This window comes from Bradyrhizobium tropiciagri, assembly GCF_018130505.1.
GTDB classification, from domain to species: domain Bacteria; phylum Pseudomonadota; class Alphaproteobacteria; order Rhizobiales; family Xanthobacteraceae; genus Bradyrhizobium; species Bradyrhizobium tropiciagri_B.
Genome location: NZ_JAFCKH010000002.1, coordinates 123,215 through 142,236, shown reverse-complemented (window position 1 = coordinate 142,236; position 19,022 = coordinate 123,215). Strand labels below are relative to the sequence as shown.

The window sequence follows — 19,022 nt, the reverse complement described above, 5'->3', positions numbered from 1 at the left end:
ACCTGCCGCCCCCTGATGACGGCCCCGATTTCCTCCGCTAACCTCCCGCAAAGGCCGCCGGCAAGGCGGTGCAGGCAAGGAGGAGTGGCGCGTGCATCGAGGTCGTGTCGTATTCGGCGCCATGGACGAGGTCGTGTTCGGGCGCCCCGCGCGCGAGGCGATCGTCGAGCAACTGGACCGGCTCGGCGCGCAGCGCGCCTTCCTGATGGTCTCCGGCACGCTCAATCGCGAGACTGATGAGATCGAAAAGGTCCGCGAGGCGCTTGGGCAGCGCTGCGTCGGCATCTTCGATCAAATGCCGGCGCATACGCCGCGCGCTGCTGTCATCGCCGCCACCGGTCAGGCCCGCGCCGCCGGCGCCGACCTGATCGTCACCATCGGCGGTGGCTCGATCACCGACGGCGCCAAGGCCGTGCAGCTCTGCCTCGCCAACGACGTCACAACGACCGACGGCATCGACGAGATCCGCACCCGCGGCGGCGTTTCGCCCGAGATGAAGCCGCCGACGGTGCGCCAGATCAGCGTGCCGACCACGATCGCCGGCGGCGAGTTCTCCTCGATCGCCGGCGTCACCAACGAGGCCAAGCGGCAGAAGGAGATGCTGCGCCATCCGCTGGTGATGCCGCGCGCCACCATCCTCGATCCCGAACTGTCGGTGCACACCCCGGCCTGGCTGTTCCTGTCGACCGGCATCCGCGCCGTCGACCATTGCGTCGAGGGCATCTGCTCGGGCGAGGCACATCCTTACGGCGACGCCCAGGCGATCAAGGGCCTCGAGATGCTGGCGCAGGGCCTGCCGCGGGTGAAGGCCGACCCGAACGACATTTCCGCGCGGATGGACTGCCAGATCGGCACCTGGCTCTCGACCGGGCCGCTGGCCTCGGGCGTGCCGATGGGCGCCAGCCACGGCATCGGCTACGTGCTCGGCGCCGAGTTCGACGTGCCGCACGGCTACACCTCCTGCGTGATGCTGCCGGCGGTGATGCGCTGGAACAAGCGCGACGATACCGGCCGCCAGGCGCTCGTGTCGGCCGCGATGGGCCATCCTGGCGAAGACGCCGGCGACGTGCTCGACCGCTTCATCCGCGAGCTCGGCATGCCGCGCAGCCTGCGCGAGGTGCACGTCGGCCCCGAACATTTCGACCGCATCGCCGCGCAGGCGATGCGAACGCCCTGGGTGCCGCGCAATCCGCGCCGGATCGACGATCCGGCCCAAGTCCGGGAAATTCTCGAAATAGCGGCCTGACGCATGAATCGGGCCGCGAGACCCGCTATCCGGAACGATCGACAGGAGATGAGATCATGATGTGATTGCGCGGCATCGCATTATGGAGCAACGGGGGGATCTGAGGTTCGATGTACACCGGCAAGCATGCTTATCTGCGTCCACTGCAGCCCGCCTTCATCATGGCCGGCACCGGCGAGATCGTCACCTATCGCGAGCTGGAGGCGCGCAACAACCGCCTCGCGCATCTGTTCCGCAAGCACGGGATGAAGCGGCTCGACCACTACTCGATCTTCATGGAGAACAACAACCGCTACCTCGAGGCCTGCGGCGCCGGCGAGCGTGCCGGCCTCTACTTCACCTGCGTCAATTCCTTCCTCACCCCGAGCGAACTCGCCTATATCCTCACCAACAGCCAGTCGCGGATCCTGATCACCTCGAAGCTGAAGCTCGACATCGCGCGCGAGGCGCTGAAGGAGTGCCCGCAGGTCGAGCTCTGCATCGTGGTCGACGGCAACAGCGAGAGCGATCGCATCGTCGGGCTCGAGCAGGCGACCGCCGGCCTGCCGTCGACGCCGATCGCCGACGAATTCGCCGGCACTGCGATGCTGTATTCGTCGGGAACCACCGGCCGTCCGAAAGGCATTTTGCGGCCGCTGCCGGAGCAGCCGCCGTCAGAAAACCTGCCGCTGTTCGATTTCCTGACCAAGCTCTGGCACTACCGCGAGGGCATGGTCTATTTGTCCCCCGCGCCGCTCTATCACTCGGCGCCGCAGGCCGCGGTCAATCTCACCATCCGGATGGGCGGCACCGTCGTCATCATGGAGAGCTTCGATCCGGAGCGCTATCTGCAGCTGGTGCAGCAATGGGGTATCACCCACTCCCAGCTGGTGCCGACCATGTTCTCGCGCATGCTCAAGCTGCCTGAGGAGGTCCGCAGCCGCTACGACCTGTCGTCGCTGGAGATCGCGATCCATGCCGCGGCGCCCTGCCCGGCGCTGGTCAAGGACGACATGATCAAATGGTGGGGCCCGATCATCCACGAATATTACGGCGCCACCGAAGGTCTCGGCTTCACCGCCTGCAACAGCGAGGAGTGGCTGGCGCATCGCGGCACCGTCGGCAGGGTGCTGCTCGGCGACCTGCATATCCTCGATGAGAACATGAAGCCGTGTCCCAAAGGCACGCCCGGCACGGTGTGGTTCAAGACCGGATCGGCCTTCGAATATTTCAATGATCCGGCCAAGACCTCCGAGGCGCGCTCGGCGGACGGCAGCATGAGCACGGTCGGCGACGTCGGTTATGTCGACGACGACAACTTCCTCTATCTCACCGATCGCGCCACCTTCATGATCATCTCCGGCGGCGTGAACATCTATCCGCAGGAATGCGAGAACCTGCTGATCACCCATCCCAAGGTCGCGGACGCCGCGGTGTTCGGCGTGCCCAATGTCGATCTCGGCGAAGAGGTGAAGGCGGTGGTGCAGCCGGCCGACGGCATCGCACCCGGGCCGGAACTTGCCGAGGAGCTGATCGCGTTCTGCGCGCAGTCGCTGTCGCGGCAGAAGGTGCCGCGCTCGGTCGATTTCGAGGCCGAGCTGCCGCGGCTGCCGACCGGCAAGCTCTACAAGCGGCTGCTGCGTGACCGCTACTGGGGCAACAAGACCTCGCGCATCGTGTGATGGAGACGCGCATCAGCTCCGCGCCTGACGAGTTTGCGGCCGGTCGGCCGCTGCCATAGGCTCGGCGCAACGATAAAGAAAACGGAGGATTTGCCGATGGACGTGATCCCGCTGTCTCCGGGCTTCGGCGCCGAACTGCGCGGCGTCAGCCTCGCCGATGTCGCCGCCAGCGATGCCGCCTATGCGGCGGTGCGCGCCGCGTTCGAGGAGCACTCGGTGCTGGTGTTCCGCGGCCAGGAGGTCAGCGACGATATCCAGCTCGCCTTCTCCCGACGCTTCGGCCCGCCCGAGGTGACCAAGGTCGGCTCGATGGGCACCGGGTCGCATTTCGTGATCCTCTCGACCTTCGGCTCCGACGGCAAGGTGGTGCCGTCGGATCACCGCCAGCAGCTGCGCGCGAAGGCGAACCAGCTCTGGCACACCGATTCCTCGTTCAAGCGCACGCCGGCGCTGACCTCGATCCTCTCGGCGCGCATCATCCCCGAGCATGGCGGCGAGACGGAATTCGTCTCGACCCGCCTCGCCTTCGAGCGGCTCGACAAGGACCTCGCGAAGCGGCTGGAAAATTCCTTCGCCTGGCACTCCTACGCGCATTCGCGCAGCAAGGTCGCTACCGGGCTTGCAACGACCGAGGAGGTCGACGCGCTGCCGCCGGTATGCTGGCGCATGGTCTGGCGCAATCCGGTCAACGGCCGCGGCGCGCTTTATCTCGCCTCCCATGCCTATGGTGTCGAGGGCATGGACGCCGCGGCGGGCAAGGCGCTGATCGAGCAGTTGACCGAAGCCGCGACCGCGCCCGGGGTCAGCTATCTGCATCCATGGAAGCAGGGCGACGTCGTGATGTGGGACAACCGCGCCACCATGCATCGCGGCCGCCCCTGGCCGGCGCATGAGGGCCGCCTGATGATCCGCACCACGATCTCGGCGAGCGATGCCGACGGCGTTGGGAGCGTCACCCCGCCGTCATCGCAGGCGGCGGAGTGATGCTGGTGATCCTGCTTCCCCGTCATCCCCGCGCAAAGGCTTCGCCTTTGTCGCTGGAGGAGCGCGAAGCGCGTCTCGAAGGATGCACGGCCCGGCCGGCGGCCAATTCATCCTTCGAGACGGCCGCTTCGCGGCCTCCACAGGATGACGGGGAAATAGTTGGCTATGCCGGATGATCGGCGGCAAACTGTCGCTGGTCGCAATGAAGCTCATCATCATTCGTCACCGCATGCGAACGGAAATCCGTCGCTGCATAGCAAAACAAACCTGAGTTCCGCGCATGCACCTCATTATTCCCGGTCGATGGAAATTTTAATGCTCGCACGTCATCCGAATTGCCAATCCCCATGCGGCCTTGGCCGGTTGCCCAAGAGCCTCACCGTGGTATCGTCGATGCCAATCGGCCATTGAGACCGAATTTTGTGGAGGGGACTATGCGGAGCGTGCAAGCGCTGGCCGTCGCGGTGTTGTCTTTGCTGGCGATCAGCGACGTTTCATATGCGAACGGCGAGCCGAAATCGGGCGGTTCTTTAAGAATCTACCACCGCGACAGCCCCGGCAGTGCCTCGATCCACGAGGGCGCGACCTATTCGCTGAACGTTCCGTTCATGCCGATCTTCAACAACCTCGTCATCTTCGACCAGCATATCGCCCAGAACAGCGTCTCCACGATCAGGCCCGAGCTCGCGGAGAGCTGGGCGTGGAGCGCGGACAACAAGACGCTGACCTTCAAGCTGCACAAGGACGTGAAATGGCACGACGGCAAGCCGTTCACCGCGGCCGACGTCAAATGCACCTTCGACATGCTGATGGGCAAGTCGCAGCAGAAGTTCCGGCAGAACCCGCGCAAGTCCTGGTACGACCAGGTCGAGGAGGTCACCACCAACGGCGACTATGAGGCCTCGTTCAAGCTGAAGCGGCCGCAGCCGGCGCTGCTGTCGCTGCTCGCCTCGGGCTACACGCCGATCTATCCGTGCCACGTCTCGCCGGCGGAGATGCGCACCAAGCCTGTCGGCACCGGCCCGTTCAAATTCGTCGAGTTCAAGGCCAACGAGTCGATCAAGCTCGTCAAGAACCCGGATTACTTCAAGAAGGGCCTGCCTTATCTCGACGGCATCGAGTTCACCATCATCACCAACCGCTCGACCGCCATCCTGGGTTTCGTGTCTGGCAAGTTCGACATGACGTTCCCGACTGAGGTCTCGATCCCGCTGCTCAAGGACGTCAAGTCGCAGGCGCCGAACGCCGTCTGCGTGGTGGAGCCGAACAACGTCTCCACCAACATCATCATCAATTCGACCTCGCCGCCGTTCGACAATATCGACGTCCGCCGCGCGCTGGCGTTGGCGCTCGACCGCAAGGCCTTCATCCAGATCATGTTCGAGGGCCAGGGCGATATCGGCGGCACCATGGAGCCGGCGCCGCAAGGATTGTGGGCGATGCCCAAGGAGATGCTGGAATCGATCCCCGGTTATGGCCCGAACATCGAGCAGAATCGCGAAGAAGCGCGCAAGCTGATGCAGAAGGCCGGCTACGGCCCCGACAAGCATCTGCAGCTCAAGGTGTCGACGCGCAACATCGCGGTCTACCGCGATCCCGCCATCATCCTGATCGACCAGCTCAAGAGCATCTATATCGACGCCGAGCTCGACGTCGTCGATACCGCGCAGTGGTTCCCGAAGGTCGCGCGCAAGGACTATTCGCTCGGGCTCAATTTGACCGGTAACGCCGTCGACGATCCGGACCAGTCGTTCTACGAGAACTATGCCTGCGGCTCGGAGCGCAACTACACCAACTACTGCAACAAGGACATCGAGAAGCTGTTCGACAAGCAGTCGGAAGAGACCGATGTCGAGAAGCGCAAGAAGCTGGTCTGGGAGATCGACAAGAAACTGCAGGAGGATGTCGCCCGCCCGATCATCTTCCACGCCCGGACCGGCACCTGCTGGCAGCCCTACGTCAAGAACATCACGGTGATGTCAAACAGCTCGTATAACGGCTATCGTTACGAAGACGTCTGGCTGGACAAGTAACAAGCGCGGCGCAGCGGCAAAGGGAGAGAGCCAAGGGTGTTTGCCTATATCGTCCGGCGCCTATTCCTGATGCTCGTGACCCTGTTCGGGATCTCGGTGATCATCTTCGTGTTGCTGCGCGTGGTGCCCGGCAACATCGTCGATATCCTGTTCGCTGCCGCCGGCTATGTCGATCCCGCCGACAAGGCCAATCTCGAGCGCGAGCTTGGTCTCAACCAGCCGATCGTGATGCAGTATCTCAGCTGGATCGGCGGCCTCCTGCACGGCGACCTCGGCTATTCCTACGTCTCGGAGAAGCCAGCTCTGCAGGAAATATTGCCGCGGATCCCGATCACGGCGCGGCTGGCGGGGTTGGCGTTATTGTTCTCCGCCTCGATCGGTATTCCGCTCGGCGTGATCAGCGCCGTGCATCAGGGCACGAAGCTCGACTATGCGCTGCGCGTCGTCAGCCTCAGCGGCCTGTCGCTGCCCTCGTTCTGGCTCGGTCTCCTGATCCTGATGGCCTCGGTCTCGATGTTCGGCACCATGCCGATCTTCAACCCGAACCCGAAGACCTGGTTCGAAGCCTTCACCATCTATGCCGTGCCGGCCGCGGCAGTCGGCTTCCGCAGCGCCGCGCTCACCATGCGCATCACGCGTTCCTCGATGCTGGAGATCCTGCGCCAGGACTACATCCGCACTGCGCGCGCCAAGGGCGCTTCAGAGGCCTCGGTGAACTATCACCACGCGCTGAAGAACGCGGTGCTGCCGGTCATCACCGTGATCGGCATCGAGGCCGCGTTCCTGATCGGCGGCCTGATCGTCACCGAGACCGTGTTCAACATCCCCGGCATCGCCCGCTTCCTGGTCGAGGCGCTGCGCTGGCGCGACTACCCGATCGTGCAGAACCTCGTGATGTTCATCGCGGTCGTCGTGGTGGTCATGAACTTCATCGTCGACATGCTCTATGCCGCGATCGACCCGCGCATCCGGTTTGGGGACTGACCTCTTGGCCACGATCAATTTCGATAGCGAACTGCGACGTGCCGGGGCCAATGCCACCACCGGCTGGGGACGGTTTGCCTTCCTGGCGCAGCGCCATGTGCTCGGCACCGTCGGCCTGACGATCATGGTGCTGTTCGTCTGCACGGCTCTGTTCGCCGATCTGATCAGCCGCTACGACCCGCTCAGCGTCGATTCCGCGCACCGGCTCGCGCCGCCCTCGGCATTGCACTGGTTCGGCACTGATTCGTTCGGCCGCGACGTCTGGAGCCGCATCATCCACGGCGCGCGGATCTCGCTCGCGGTCGGCATCGGTTCGACGGCACTCGGCGCCACCCTCGGCGTGATCGTCGGGCTCACCTCCGGCTATCTCTCCGGCTGGGTCGACCTGGTGTTCCAGCGCGTTACCGACATCCTGCAATCGCTGCCGCTGCTGGTGCTCGCGCTGGTGATGACCGCGGCGCTCGGCCCGTCGCTGCAGAACGTGATACTCGCGATCGCGATTCCGCTGATCCCGACGGTTGCCCGCGTCATCCGCGCCAACACGCTGGCGCTGCGCGAGCAGCCGTTCGTGGAAGCCGCCAAGTCGATCGGCATGAGCGAGATGCGGATCGCGCTGCGCCATGTGCTGCCGAACACCATCGCGCCGCTGATCGTGCTGGCCACCGCGCAGCTCGGCTCGACCATCCTGACCGAAGCGTCGCTGTCGTTCCTCGGCCTCGGCATTCCCGAGCCGTATCCGTCCTGGGGCCGCATGCTGTCGGAATCCGCCGCCGAATATGTCCGCGTCGCGCCGTGGCTGGTGATCTTCCCGGGCATCGCCATCAGCCTCGCGGTGTTCGGCACCAATCTGTTCGGCGATGCGCTGCGCGACATCCTCGACCCGAGGCAGCGCGGCTGATGAGCGAGACCCAGGCGACCGAGACGGTTCTCGACGTGAAGAACCTGCAGACGGTGTTCTTCACCAATTCCGGCCTGTTCCGCGCCGTCGACGACGTCTCGTTCTCGGTCCGCCGCGGCGAGACCTTGGCGATCGTCGGCGAGTCCGGCTGCGGCAAGAGCGTCAGCGCGCTGTCGATCATGCGCTTGGTGCCCGATCCGCCCGGCCGCATCGTCGGCGGCTCGGTGACGCTCGAGGGCACCGACCTGCTCAAGCTCGACGATGCTGCGATGCGCGACATCAGAGGCAACCGCATCTCGATGATCTTCCAGGAGCCGATGACCTCGCTCAATCCGGTGATGCGGATCGGCGACCAGATCATCGAGGCAGTGCGGCTGCATCAGAATGTCAGCAGCAAGGAGGCCTGGAAGCAGGCCGTCGACATGCTGCGGCTGGTGCGGATCCCGGAGCCGGAGCGGCGTGCGCAGGAGTATCCGCACCAGCTCTCCGGCGGCATGCGCCAACGCGCGATGATCGCGATGGCGCTGGCCTGCCGTCCGGTGCTGCTGATCGCCGATGAACCGACCACCGCGCTCGACGTCACCATCCAGGCGCAGATCCTCGCGCTGATCGTCGACCTGCAGAAGCGGCTCGGCACCGGGCTGATCCTGATCACCCACGACCTCGGTGTCGTCGCGCAGACCGCGCAGCGCGTGATCGTGATGTATGCCGGCAAGAAGGTCGAGGAAGCCACGGTCGAGGCGCTGTTCGAAACGCCGCTGCACCCCTACACGCGCGGATTGATGGCCTCGATGCCGGCGGTGATCGCACTCGGCGCCAAGACCGATGCGCGGCTGACCGAAATCCCCGGCATGGTGCCGTCGCTCACGAAGCTGCCGCCGGGCTGCGCGTTCGCGCCACGCTGCAAGCTGGCGGTCGACCGCTGCCGGCAGGAATATCCGCCGCTGGCCGAGATCAAGAGCAATCACTGGGCGGCATGCTGGCGCGCCGGCGAGATGGCGGAGGCGTCATGACCGGGCAGCGGCCGCTCCTCGAGGTCACCGATCTCGTCAAGCACTACGCGGTGCGCGGCGGCGTGCTGCGTCGCCAGGTCGGCACCGTGCATGCGGTCGACGGCGTCAGCTTTTCCCTCGGCGCCGGCGAGACGCTCGGCCTGGTCGGCGAATCCGGCTGCGGCAAGTCGACGGTTGCCCGCACCGTGCTGCGGCTGGTCGAGCCGACCAGCGGCGCGATCAAGCTCGATGGCGAGGATATCGCGCCGCTCAGCAAGTCCGCGTTGCGGCCATATCGCCGTTCGATGCAGATCGTGTTCCAGGATCCGTTCGCCTCGCTCAACCCGCGCATGACCGCGGGCGACATCGTCGGCGAACCCTTGAGCGTGCATGGCCTCGCGACCGGCACAAAGAAGCAGGAGCGGGTCGCGGAGTTGTTCCAGCAGGTGGGCTTAAGGCCCGACCAGATGAAGAACTTTCCGCATCAATTTTCCGGCGGCCAGCGCCAGCGCATCTGCATCGCGCGCGCGCTGTCGCTCGGGCCGCGGCTGATCGTCTGCGACGAGCCGGTGTCCGCGCTCGACGTCTCGATCCAGGCGCAGGTGATCAATCTCTTGATCGACCTGCAGCGCGAGCAGAACTTCTCCTATCTGTTCATCGCACACGACCTCGCCGTCGTCGCCCATATCAGCCATCGCGTCGCCGTGATGTATCTCGGCCGCATCGTCGAGATCGCCGACAAGAGCGAGTTGTTCGCCAATCCACGCCATCCCTACACCCAGGCCCTGCTCGCCTCGGTGCCGATCGCCGACCCCAAGGCCAAGCGCCTCGCGCCGCAGATCGACGGCGACGTGCCGAGCCCGATCAACCCGCCCTCCGGCTGCGCCTTCCACACCCGCTGCCGCTACGCGTTCGACCGCTGCAAGACCGAGCGGCCGGTGCTGAATGACGCCGGGACAGCGCATCAGGTCGCGTGCTGGCTGAATGACGGCACGGGGCGCGCGGAATAACCCCGCCGTCGTCCCGGCGAAGGCCGGGACCCATAACCACGACCGTTGATCGTTGCATACCGGTGGAACGGCGAGTGCCGTTCACAACGTGCGCTGCGGAGTATGGGTCCCGGCCTGCGCCGGGACGACACTCGTTATGCGGCTATGCCGCGGCCTCAATCTCCACCACGATCTTCCCCGTCGTCACCTGCTCGCCCTCGGCGACATCGATCGCCGACACCGTGCCGGCGACGCCGGCGGTGTGGACGTGCTCCATCTTCATCGCCTCCAGCGTCATCACCGGCTGGCCGGCCGCGACCTGGTCGCCGGCCTTGACCAGCACCGCGACGACGCGGCCGTTCATGGCGGCGCGGACCTTGCCGTCACCGCCGGCGGCCGCGGCGCTCTCCGGCGGGGCGAGGGTGAGATCGCGCACCGTCAGCGTCACGCCGCGATGCAGGACGAAGAGCCGATCACCGTCGCGCAGGAACTTTGCCGAATCCATCAGGCCGTCATGGCGGAAGCGGATGTGATCCTCACCGAGCTCGTCGATCTCGAAGCCGAACCGGTCACCGTTACGGGCCGCGACATAGCTGCCGTCGCGCTCGCGACAAATCTCGATCTCCTGCACGCCATGGCCAAGGTCGATCCGCAGGCCGAGCGGGAACGTGGCCGACAGTGACCGGCCGCGCCGCCATAGCGGCGCATCCGGATGGGTGACGTAGAGCAGCAGCGCCGCCAGCGCGATGTCGCTGCCGCGATCGGCGCTCGGTGCCAGCAACGCATCGCGATTGGTACCGATGAAGGCGGTGGTCGCCTCACCCCTGGCGAACACCGGATGGCGCAGACAATCGATCAGGAACCCCTGATTGGTGGTAACGCCGAAGGCCATCACCTGCTCCAGCGCGCAGATCAGTCTGCCGCGCGCCTCGTCACGGGTCGCGCCATGGCTGATGACCTTGGCGATCATCGAATCATAGAACGGCGGAATCTCCGAGCCGGATTGCAGCGCGTGCTCGACGCGGATGCCATCAGGCATCTGCCAGCGCGCCATCCGTCCCGATTGCGGCATGAAGTCATGGCAGGCATCTTCGGAGCACAGCCGCACCTCTATGGCATGGCCGGAGAAGCTGATGTCCTCCTGCGTCAAACCGAGCGGCTCGCCGCGCGCGACGCGAAGCTGCAGTTCAACGAGATCGAGCCCGGTGATCGCCTCGGTGACGGGATGCTCGACCTGCAGCCGCGTGTTCATCTCCATGAAGTAGAAATGCCCGTCGCGATCGAGCAGAAATTCCAGCGTGCCGGCGCCCTCGTAGCCGATCGCGTTGACGGCCTGCACCGCGACCGCGCCCATCCGCGCCCGCAGCTCCGGCGTCACGGCCGGCGACGGCGCTTCCTCGATCAGCTTCTGGTGCCGCCGCTGCACCGAGCAATCCCGCTCGCCGAGATGGATCGCGTTGCCATGGCGATCGCCGAACACCTGGATCTCGATGTGACGGGGATCGACGATGGCGCGCTCGAGGATCACGGTAGGATCGCCGAACGCACCCTGCGCCTCTGAACGTGCGCTGCGCAGCGCATCCGGAAACGCCGCCGCGTCCGCCACCAGCCGCATGCCGCGTCCGCCGCCGCCGGCGACCGCCTTGATCATCACGGGAAAGCCGATCGCTTTGGCTTCCGTCAGCATCGCGGCATCGCTCTGGTCGGCGCCCTGATAGCCGGGCACGCAGGGCACGCCCACCTTCTGCATGATATCCTTGGCGCCGGCCTTGTTGCCCATCGCGCGGATCGCCTCTGGCGACGGGCCGATGAAGACCAGCCCGGCATCGCGGCAGGCTTGCGCGAAATCCTCGTTCTCGGCGAGGAAGCCGTAGCCGGGATGCACCGCGCCGGCGCCGCTGGTCTTGGCCGCGGCGATGATCGTGTCGATGTTCAAATAGGATTGTGCCGGCAGCGCCTCGCCGATCCGCACCGCAGAATCGGCCTCACGGACATGCAGCGCATCGCGGTCGGCATCGGAATACACCGCGACCACACCATAGCCGAGCCGCCGCGCTGATCGCATGATGCGCAGCGCAATCTCGCCGCGGTTGGCGATCAGGATCTTGAAGAACGGCGTCCGCTTCACTTCCGCCCCGCTCATGGCCGCGTCACCGAGAACTGCATGCGCTGCGGGTTGCGTGCCTCCGCCTCACGGCAGATCGACAGCACCTCGGCGAGCACTGTGCGGGTATCGCGCGGATCGATCACGCCGTCGTCGAGCACGCGGGCGCTGGTCGAGAAAACGTCCATCTGCCCGTCGAACACGCCGACGATCTGCGCCTTCATCGCCTCCAGTTTCTCCTTCTCGACCGACTTGCCGCGCCGCGCGGCCGCCGCCTCGGTGACGATCGCCATAGTCTCGGCGGCCTGCTCGCCGCCCATCACCGCGGTCTTGGCATTCGGCCAGGAGAAGCAGAACCGCGGATGGAAACCGCGGCCGCACATGCCGTAATTGCCGGCGCCAAACGAGGCGCCGCAATACAGCGTGATCTGCGGCACCGTCGCCGAGGTCACGGCCTGGATCATCTTTGAGCCGTGCTTGATCATGCCGGCCTCTTCATAGGCCTTGCCGACCATGTAGCCGGTGGTGTTGTTCATGTAGAGGATCGGCGTGCGCGACTGGCAGCAGGCCTGGATGAAATGCGTCGCCTTGTTGGCGCCGGGCACATCGAGCGGACCGTTGTTGGTGATGATGCCGATGGCGTGGCCCTCGATGCGGGCATGGCCGCACACCGTCGCCGGGCCGTAATTGGCGCCGAACTCGGTGAAGTCGGAATCGTCGATGAAACGTGCGATCGCCTGGCGCATGTCGACCGGACGCTTGTGGTCCATCGGCATGATGCCGAGCAACTCCTCCGCGTCATAGCGCGGCGGCTTGAATGAATCCTGCGCATGGCCCGGCCGGTCCCAGGGCAGCTTGGCCATGATGTCGCGCGCGATGCGGAGCGCGTCGCGGTCGTCCTCGGCGAGATAGTCGCCGAGGCCGGAGATCGAGGTGTGCATCTCGGCGCCGCCGAGCTCCTCTTCGGTCGCGATCTCGCCGGTCGCGGCCTTGAGCAGCGGCGGTCCCGCCAGGAACGCACGGGTGCGGCCGCGCACCATCACGATGTAATCGGAGAGGCCCGTTTGATAGGCGCCGCCCGCGGTCGACGAGCCGTGGGTCACGGTGACGACCGGGAGGCCCGCCGCCGACAGCCGCGCCAGATTGCGAAAGATGTTGCCGCCGCGGACGAAATCCTCGACGCGGTAGCGCAGCAGATTGGCGCCGGCGCTCTCGACCAGCTGCACGTAAGGCAGCTTGTTCTCCAGCGCAAGCTCCTGCACCCGCAGCGTCTTGTCGAGGCCGTATGGCTGCAGCGCGCCGGCATCGATGCCGGCGTCGTTGGCACTGACCATGCAGCGGATGCCGGAGACGAAGCCGATGCCCGCGACGAGGCCGCCGCCGGGCACGCTCTTGTCGGCATCCGCGACGTCGAACATGTAGCCGGCGAGCGTCGACAGTTCGAGGAACGGCGAACCGGGATCGAGCACCAGCGCAACGCGCTCGCGCGGCAGCAATTGGCCGCGTTTGTGAAAGCGGTCCTTTGCCGCAGCCGAGGCCGCGCGCGTGCGTTCCTCCAGCGCGCGCATCCGCGCAATCAGGGCCAGCATGCCGTCGCGATTGGCGAGGTAGGCGGCACTGCCGGTGGCAATGGTGTTTTCGATGATGGGCATTCGATCTTTCCGCGTCATTCCGGTGCACGCGAAGCGTGAACCCGGAATCTCGAGGTTCCGGGTTCGATGCTTCGCATCGCCCCGGAACGACGACTAGTGTCTCACTCCAAAAATCGTCCGCGCCTCCGCCGGACTCGCAATCTCCCGCCCAGCTCTACGCGCACACGCGGCCAGCGCCTCGACCAGTTGCCCGTTCGACGTCACCTTGGTGCCGTCGCCGAGATAGAACGTGTCCTCCAGCCCGCTGCGCAGATGGCCGCCGAGATCGGCGGCACGCTGGTGCAGCGGCCAGATCTCGGCGCGGCCAATTGCGGTGACCTGCCAATGCGCGTCCGGCGCTTTCAGCTTCAAGAGGATCGGCAGCAGCTCCGGATCGGCCGGCATGCCCGACGCGACGCCCATCACGAAATTATACTCGAGCGGACCGGAATACATGCCGGTCTGCCGGTACATGCCGACGCAGCGCACGATACCGACGTCGAAGCATTCGAACTCGGGGATCGTGCCGGCCTCTTTCATCACGTCGAGATAGTCCTGCACCTTCTCGACCGCGTTGTCGAACATCATCGGCGGCCACGCCCAGGTGTTGTCGGCCTTCACCTTGAGATAGTTCAGCGAGCCGGCGTTGCAGGCCGCGATCTCGGGCTTCGTCTCGCGCACGCAATCGAGCGCGCCCTGATAGTTCGGCCCAGACGTGCCGGTAGTGTGATTGATGATCACGCCGGGGCAGGCCTCGCGGATCGCCTGCTGGATCTCCTTGCTGACGCCGACCTCCCAGGACGGCAGGTGGCCCTTGTTCGGCTCCTGCTGGCGCAGATGGATATGCATGATGCTGGCGCCGGCGTTGAACGCGGCCTTGGCCTCGCGCGCCATCTGTTCCGGCGTCACCGGGACGTTGTGCTGCTTCGGATCGGTGAGCACGCCGTTCAGCGCGCAGGTGATGACGGCCTTGTCGTTCATGTTCGCTTGTCCCGGTTGCAGCGCGAAAGCGCTGCCGATTTCCCATGATGGGAAATTTGTCTTGTCGTCATCTTGCGTTGACTGGCTACCCGCCCGCGCTCAGGCCGCGCGGAGCATCAGCCGGTTAACACAAGACGCAGAGCGGCACCGGCGCGTAACCTCTGCCGCAAGCAAAGGCCGCACAAACAAGCCGGCATCGGGGGAGGACGTCATGGTCTCGATCAACCGCCGCACGTGGCTCACGGGCGCTGCAGGCGCCGGCCTCACCGCACTCGCCGGCATCCGTCCTTCGCTCGCCGAAGAGACACCGGGCGTTACCGCGACCGAAATCAGGATCGGCAGCACGACCTCGCTGAGCGGCCCGGTGTCGGCGCTCGGCGTTCAGGCGCGCTGCCAGGAAGCCTATTTCAAGATGCTCAACGAGCGGGGCGGCATCGCCGGGCGGCAGATCAAGTACATCTATTACGACGACGCGTTCAATCCGGCGAAGACGGTCGAGCAGGTGCGCCGCCTGATCGAGAGCGACAATGTCGCCTTCCTGTTCAACATGCTCGGCACTGCGCCGAACTCGGCCGTGGTGAAATACATCAACGCCGCGAAGGTCCCGCATCTGTTCCTGTCGGTGAACGGCGACAAATGGGGCGACTACAAGACCTATCCCTGGACCATGGGCTTTGCACCGAGCGCGCGCACCGAGGCGCAGGTGTTCGTCAAACATGCACTAAACCAGAATCCGAACGCGAAGTTCGCGGTGCTCTATCAGAACGATGACCTCGGCAAGGATTTCGTCGCCGGCGCCAAGGACGTGCTGGGCGAGAAGTTCGCAACCGCAGTGGTGGTGGCCTCGCACGAAGTCACCGATCCGACGATCGATTCGCAGATCGTCACCCTGCGCGGCAGCAATCCGGACGTGCTGATCTCGGGCACGACGGCAAAATTCTGCGCGCAGTCGATCCGCAAGATCTACGAGCTCGGCTGGAAGCCGATGCATTTCATCGCCAGCGGCGCCGCCTCGCTGTCATCGACCATCGTGCCTGTCGGCCTCGACAAGGCGCAAGGCACAATCTCATCGGCCTATGTCAAGGACGTCGCCGACCCGGCCTGGGCCAATGACCCCGGCGTAAAGGATTATCTTGCCTTCATGGAAAAGTACTTCCCCGACGGCAATCCGAAGGAAGGGTACAACGTCTACGCCTACATGGTGGCGGGCGTGCTCAAGATCGTGCTCGATCAGTGCAAGGGCAATTTCACCCGCGACAACATCATGGCGCAGGCGAACAATCTCAGGGACGTCGAGTCCCCTACGCTGCTGCCCGGCATTCGCGTCAACACCAGTCCGACCAACCATCACCCGCTGCAGCAGCTTCAGTTGCAGCGGATCGAGGGCAACGGTTGGCTGCGCTTCGGCGAGGTGATCCAGGGCCCGAATCTTTAACGTCGTCCGGCCTTCGCCGGGACGACGACGGTTGCTAGGTCAGCACCGGCTCGCTCACCACCTGCCCGGCCCGATAGATCGCAAGGTCGCGCGAGCCCGAGAAGATCGCGCGCGGCTTCAGGCCGTAGAAGCGGCGGATCGAGTGGCTGAAATGCGTGCTATCGGGATAGCCGATGTCCTGCGCGAGATGCGCGAGGTTGATGTCCTGGTTGGCGAAGTGCAGCAGGTGCCGCGCGCGCTTCCAGGCGCGGAAGGAGCGGAACGAGATCCCGGTCTCCTCCTTGAACAGATGCAGGAAACGCGATGGCGACAATCCGGCCTCGGCCGCGCAGCCGGCCGCCGTCACCGGCTCGCCGGAAAACTGGCCGATGCGGAGAATCGCACGCACCACGCGCGGATCGAGCACGCGCTGTGGCAGCGCATCGCCGAAGCACATGGTGTCGAACTCGGCATTCGAGATCGCGTCGCGATACTGCATCTCGGCGAGCGTCGCATAGGCGGCGCGGATGCGGTTGGCGAACAGGCCGCAGTCCGGCCCCTGCAGGCGACGCGCGACCGCCTCCAGCGTGCCGTCGGGCACGCTCTCCGGCTCGATCGCGACGCAGATCGCCGCGCGATATTCGCTGGTGATGGTGTGGCGCAGGTTCGGCATGGTGACGGCGAGCTCGCCACGCGCCTGCTGGCCGTCGCTGGTGGAGAGATGCAGCCCGTCGCGGATCGCGACATAGACGTGGAAGGCGCCCGGACAACGCTCGCGCGGGCGGCCGAGCAGGCCGGCATAGAACACCCGCTCCGGCGTGATCAGCATCCGGTGCCCGGAATCCTGGCTCTGTGCATCCATGGCGTATCCTCCTCGCGCGGCTCTTTTGGCCGCTGCGGCGGCTACCATAGCGCAAATTCGGAGGCTGTCACCGACGCAAGACGTCCGTCTCGCGGTTCCCCGGAATGACGGCCGACTACGGCCGCGCCCGCGGCGCAACGTTCTGTTCTACCCCGGCTTTTTGCTCCGCCGCGACCGCGCGGCGAAAACCGTCGCGCTGCTGCAGGCGGGCCCAATAGGCCGCGGCATTCGGCCCGAAATCCTTGGCGAGCCCGATATTGTCGGCGAGGCGCAGCGCATAGCCGTTGGCGATATCGGCGGCGGTGAAGCGGCCGGCGCAGAGGAATTCCGAATTCGCGATCGCCGCCTCGACCGCGCGCAGGCGCCCGAGGAACCATTTTGCGTAGTCGCCGGCGACCTGCGGGTTGCGCCGCTCCTCCGGCTCGAGCTGGCTGTAGCGGAGCACCAGCGTCTGCGGGAAGGTCAGCGTCGCGTCGGAGAAATACATCCAGTTCAGAAACGCGCCATAGGCCGGTTCGTCGAGGCCGACGATCAACGGCGTCGGCCCATACTTGGTACCGAGGTAATGGCAGATGCCGGACGATTCGGTCATCTTCGTCTCGCCGTCGATCATGAACGGGATGGTGCCGAGCGGATTGAGGCCGAGATACTCCTTGGCGAAGACGCGCGGCGGGAACGGCAGCATCTTCAGCTCATAGGGCAGCCCGAGCTCCTCCAGCATCCACAGCGGACGGAACGAGCGCGCGGCGTCGCAGTGATAGAGCGTGATCATCAGGCCGTTTCCCTCTTCTTCGAACCCCGCCGTCGCAGCAGCGCGGCATGATACTGCCAAAACACCGAAAACAACCCCATGCAAAGTAGCTGGCGGGGCTGTCGGCGGTCCGCACGGCCACTTGACACGTCGGGCAACTCAGCAATATTCTTCCAATATTCCGAAATCGTGAAAGCCCCCTCGCCCACCTCAGGGTAAGGCGTCACAATCCCATCTGCCGTGACGCCAGATCCTTCATGATCTCCTCGGTGCCGCCGCCGATGGCGTTGACCTTGACCTCGCGGTAGATGCGCTCGACCTTGACGCCGCGCATGAAGCCGGCGCCGCCGAAGATCTGCACCGCCTCGGAGGCACAGTGCGCCATGGTCTGGGTGGCCTGGTTCTTCATCATGCAGATCTCGGCAACCGGGCTCTCACCCTGCCCGAGCCGCCACGCCAGCATTTCCAGCATCGCCTGCGAGGCCGCGACCTTCTGCGCCATGTCGACGATCTTGTGCCTGATCACCTGGTGTTGCGCGATCGGCTTGCCGAAGGTCTTGCGCTCCTTGGCATAGGCGATCGCCTCGTCGAGGCAGACGCGGGCATAGGCGGTGCAGCTCGCCGCCATGCCCATCCGCTCGCTGTTGAAGTTCTGCATGATGATCTTGAAGCCCTGCCCCTCCTCGCCGATCAGGTTTTCGACGGGCACGCGGCACTCGTCGAAATGCAAGGTCGCGGTATCGGAGGCCCACCAGCCCATCTTCTTCAGCTTGGTGCGGGAGAGGCCGGGCGTGTCGCCCTCGATCAGGAGCAGGCTGACGCCACTCGGCCCCTCGCCGCCGGTGCGCACCGCGACCGTCAGATAGTCGGCGCGCATACCCGAGGTGATGAACGTCTTCTCGCCGCTGACGATATAATGGTCCCCCTCGCGCCGCGCCTTGGTGCGCAGATTGGCGACATCGGAGCCGCCGCTCGGCTCGGTGATCGCGAGCGCCGAGATCTTCCGGCCCGCCAGCACCTCCGGCAGCACCCGCGCCTTCACCTCCGGCCGCGCCGCGCGCGCGATCGGCGGCGAGCCGATGGTGTGGCTCATCAGGCTGGACGAGACGCCGCCGGCGCCGGCCCGCGCCAGTTCCTGCGAGGCCACGATCTTCATGAACTGGTCGGCGGCGATCCCGCCATATTCATCCGGGAAACCCAGCCCCAGCAGCCCGATCTCCGACGCCTTGGCATAGAGCTCGCGCGGAAACTCACCGGCCTCGTCCCACTGGTGGGCGAAGGGCTCGATTTCCTTCGCAACGAAGCGGCGCATCACCTCGCGAAACGCCTCGTGCTCGCTGGTGTAGAACGGGTTTGCCATTCGCCTTGCTCCGTTGATTCCTGCCCCGGACGATGTCCGGATTTCACCCCGCTCACTTGCGTCGAGTGGCTGCCCTCAGGGCGGCCACCCGGTCCGGCGCATGCGCCAGCCACTAAACGCAAGACAGTATCC

At 65.5% G+C, this 19,022-nt stretch carries 15 protein-coding genes; 9 read left to right on the top strand and 6 right to left on the bottom strand.

Translation table 11 applies throughout. From position 1 onward, the window contains the following. The first annotated feature begins 91 nt into the window (after positions 1-91). The 8 genes from JQ633_RS04980 to JQ633_RS04945 all read left to right on the top strand — a co-directional run bounded on the left by JQ633_RS04980 (position 92) and on the right by JQ633_RS04945 (position 9,808). Positions 92-1,246: an iron-containing alcohol dehydrogenase gene (locus JQ633_RS04980; protein WP_211983058.1), complete on the top strand. Its 1,155-nt coding sequence runs from the start codon at positions 92-94 to the stop codon at positions 1,244-1,246. A 110-nt stretch (positions 1,247-1,356) separates the two neighbouring features. Continuing rightward, entirely contained in the window at positions 1,357-2,907 is a 1,551-nt protein-coding gene (locus JQ633_RS04975) for an AMP-binding protein (protein WP_211983056.1), read from the top strand. A gap of 96 nt (positions 2,908-3,003) precedes the next feature. After that, positions 3,004-3,891, top strand: a complete 888-nt coding sequence (locus JQ633_RS04970; protein WP_211983054.1) for a TauD/TfdA dioxygenase family protein — start codon at positions 3,004-3,006, stop codon at positions 3,889-3,891. Between the two features lie 434 nt (positions 3,892-4,325). Next, positions 4,326-5,924 (top strand): ABC transporter substrate-binding protein, encoded by a 1,599-nt coding sequence (locus tag JQ633_RS04965; RefSeq protein ID WP_211983052.1) that lies wholly within the window; start codon positions 4,326-4,328, stop codon positions 5,922-5,924. Between the two features lie 36 nt (positions 5,925-5,960). Beyond that, positions 5,961-6,908 (top strand): ABC transporter permease, encoded by a 948-nt coding sequence (locus JQ633_RS04960; protein WP_211983050.1) that lies wholly within the window; start codon positions 5,961-5,963, stop codon positions 6,906-6,908. Between the two features lie 4 nt (positions 6,909-6,912). Further along, the gene (locus JQ633_RS04955) at positions 6,913-7,806 is read left to right on the top strand and encodes an ABC transporter permease (protein ID WP_211983048.1); all 894 of its coding nucleotides are present in this window, start codon (positions 6,913-6,915) and stop codon (positions 7,804-7,806) included. Beyond that, positions 7,806-8,819 carry an ABC transporter ATP-binding protein gene (locus JQ633_RS04950; protein WP_211983046.1) on the top strand — a complete coding sequence of 338 codons (1,014 nt, stop codon included), beginning with the start codon at positions 7,806-7,808 and terminating at the stop codon, positions 8,817-8,819. The genes JQ633_RS04955 and JQ633_RS04950 overlap by 1 nt, the downstream gene beginning before the upstream one ends. Further along, positions 8,816-9,808, top strand: coding sequence for an ABC transporter ATP-binding protein (locus JQ633_RS04945; protein ID WP_211983044.1), 993 nt, complete (start codon positions 8,816-8,818; stop codon positions 9,806-9,808). The genes JQ633_RS04950 and JQ633_RS04945 overlap by 4 nt, the downstream gene beginning before the upstream one ends. A 142-nt stretch (positions 9,809-9,950) precedes the next feature. Here JQ633_RS04945 and JQ633_RS04940 read toward each other — a convergent pair whose 3' ends face one another. The 3 genes from JQ633_RS04940 to JQ633_RS04930 all read right to left on the bottom strand — a co-directional run bounded on the left by JQ633_RS04940 (position 9,951) and on the right by JQ633_RS04930 (position 14,503). Continuing rightward, positions 9,951-11,930: an acetyl/propionyl/methylcrotonyl-CoA carboxylase subunit alpha gene (locus JQ633_RS04940; RefSeq protein ID WP_211983042.1), complete on the bottom strand. Its 1,980-nt coding sequence runs from the start codon at positions 11,928-11,930 to the stop codon at positions 9,951-9,953. Then, positions 11,927-13,543: an acyl-CoA carboxylase subunit beta gene (locus tag JQ633_RS04935; RefSeq protein ID WP_211983041.1), complete on the bottom strand. Its 1,617-nt coding sequence runs from the start codon at positions 13,541-13,543 to the stop codon at positions 11,927-11,929. The genes JQ633_RS04940 and JQ633_RS04935 overlap by 4 nt, the downstream gene beginning before the upstream one ends. A 93-nt stretch (positions 13,544-13,636) precedes the next feature. Further along, positions 13,637-14,503 carry a 3-keto-5-aminohexanoate cleavage protein gene (locus tag JQ633_RS04930; protein WP_211983038.1) on the bottom strand — a complete coding sequence of 289 codons (867 nt, stop codon included), beginning with the start codon at positions 14,501-14,503 and terminating at the stop codon, positions 13,637-13,639. Between the two features lie 211 nt (positions 14,504-14,714). Here JQ633_RS04930 and JQ633_RS04925 point away from each other — a divergent pair, with 211 nt between their 5' ends. Next, on the top strand, positions 14,715-15,938 hold the full coding sequence (locus tag JQ633_RS04925; RefSeq protein ID WP_211983037.1) for an ABC transporter substrate-binding protein: 1,224 nt from the start codon (positions 14,715-14,717) through the stop codon (positions 15,936-15,938). 34 nt (positions 15,939-15,972) lie between these two features. Here the strand turns inward: JQ633_RS04925 and JQ633_RS04920 are convergent, their stop codons facing one another. The 3 genes from JQ633_RS04920 to JQ633_RS04910 all read right to left on the bottom strand — a co-directional run bounded on the left by JQ633_RS04920 (position 15,973) and on the right by JQ633_RS04910 (position 18,890). Continuing rightward, positions 15,973-16,779, bottom strand: a complete 807-nt coding sequence (locus tag JQ633_RS04920) for a helix-turn-helix domain-containing protein (RefSeq protein WP_211983035.1) — start codon at positions 16,777-16,779, stop codon at positions 15,973-15,975. Between the two features lie 115 nt (positions 16,780-16,894). Next, on the bottom strand, positions 16,895-17,551 hold the full coding sequence (locus JQ633_RS04915; protein WP_211983033.1) for a glutathione S-transferase family protein: 657 nt from the start codon (positions 17,549-17,551) through the stop codon (positions 16,895-16,897). 202 nt (positions 17,552-17,753) lie between these two features. Beyond that, complete coding sequence (locus JQ633_RS04910; RefSeq protein WP_211983031.1) at positions 17,754-18,890, bottom strand: acyl-CoA dehydrogenase family protein; 1,137 nt, start codon at positions 18,888-18,890, stop codon at positions 17,754-17,756. Positions 18,891-19,022: the final 132 nt, after the last annotated feature.

Excerpts from the sequence above, each read along its gene's own strand:
- JQ633_RS04975 (WP_211983056.1), top strand. The coding sequence starts at position 1,357 with ATGTACACCGGCAAGCATGCTTATCTGCGTCCACTGCAGCCCGCCTTC.
- JQ633_RS04970 (WP_211983054.1), top strand. The coding sequence starts at position 3,004 with ATGGACGTGATCCCGCTGTCTCCGGGCTTCGGCGCCGAACTGCGCGGC.
- JQ633_RS04965 (WP_211983052.1), top strand. The coding sequence starts at position 4,326 with ATGCGGAGCGTGCAAGCGCTGGCCGTCGCGGTGTTGTCTTTGCTGGCG.
- JQ633_RS04950 (WP_211983046.1), top strand. The coding sequence starts at position 7,806 with ATGAGCGAGACCCAGGCGACCGAGACGGTTCTCGACGTGAAGAACCTG.
- JQ633_RS04945 (WP_211983044.1), top strand. The coding sequence starts at position 8,816 with ATGACCGGGCAGCGGCCGCTCCTCGAGGTCACCGATCTCGTCAAGCAC.
- JQ633_RS04940 (WP_211983042.1), bottom strand. The coding sequence starts at position 11,930 with ATGAGCGGGGCGGAAGTGAAGCGGACGCCGTTCTTCAAGATCCTGATC.
- JQ633_RS04935 (WP_211983041.1), bottom strand. The coding sequence starts at position 13,543 with ATGCCCATCATCGAAAACACCATTGCCACCGGCAGTGCCGCCTACCTC.
- JQ633_RS04930 (WP_211983038.1), bottom strand. The coding sequence starts at position 14,503 with ATGAACGACAAGGCCGTCATCACCTGCGCGCTGAACGGCGTGCTCACC.
- JQ633_RS04925 (WP_211983037.1), top strand. The coding sequence starts at position 14,715 with ATGGTCTCGATCAACCGCCGCACGTGGCTCACGGGCGCTGCAGGCGCC.
- JQ633_RS04920 (WP_211983035.1), bottom strand. The coding sequence starts at position 16,779 with ATGGATGCACAGAGCCAGGATTCCGGGCACCGGATGCTGATCACGCCG.
- JQ633_RS04915 (WP_211983033.1), bottom strand. The coding sequence starts at position 17,551 with ATGATCACGCTCTATCACTGCGACGCCGCGCGCTCGTTCCGTCCGCTG.
- JQ633_RS04910 (WP_211983031.1), bottom strand. The coding sequence starts at position 18,890 with ATGGCAAACCCGTTCTACACCAGCGAGCACGAGGCGTTTCGCGAGGTG.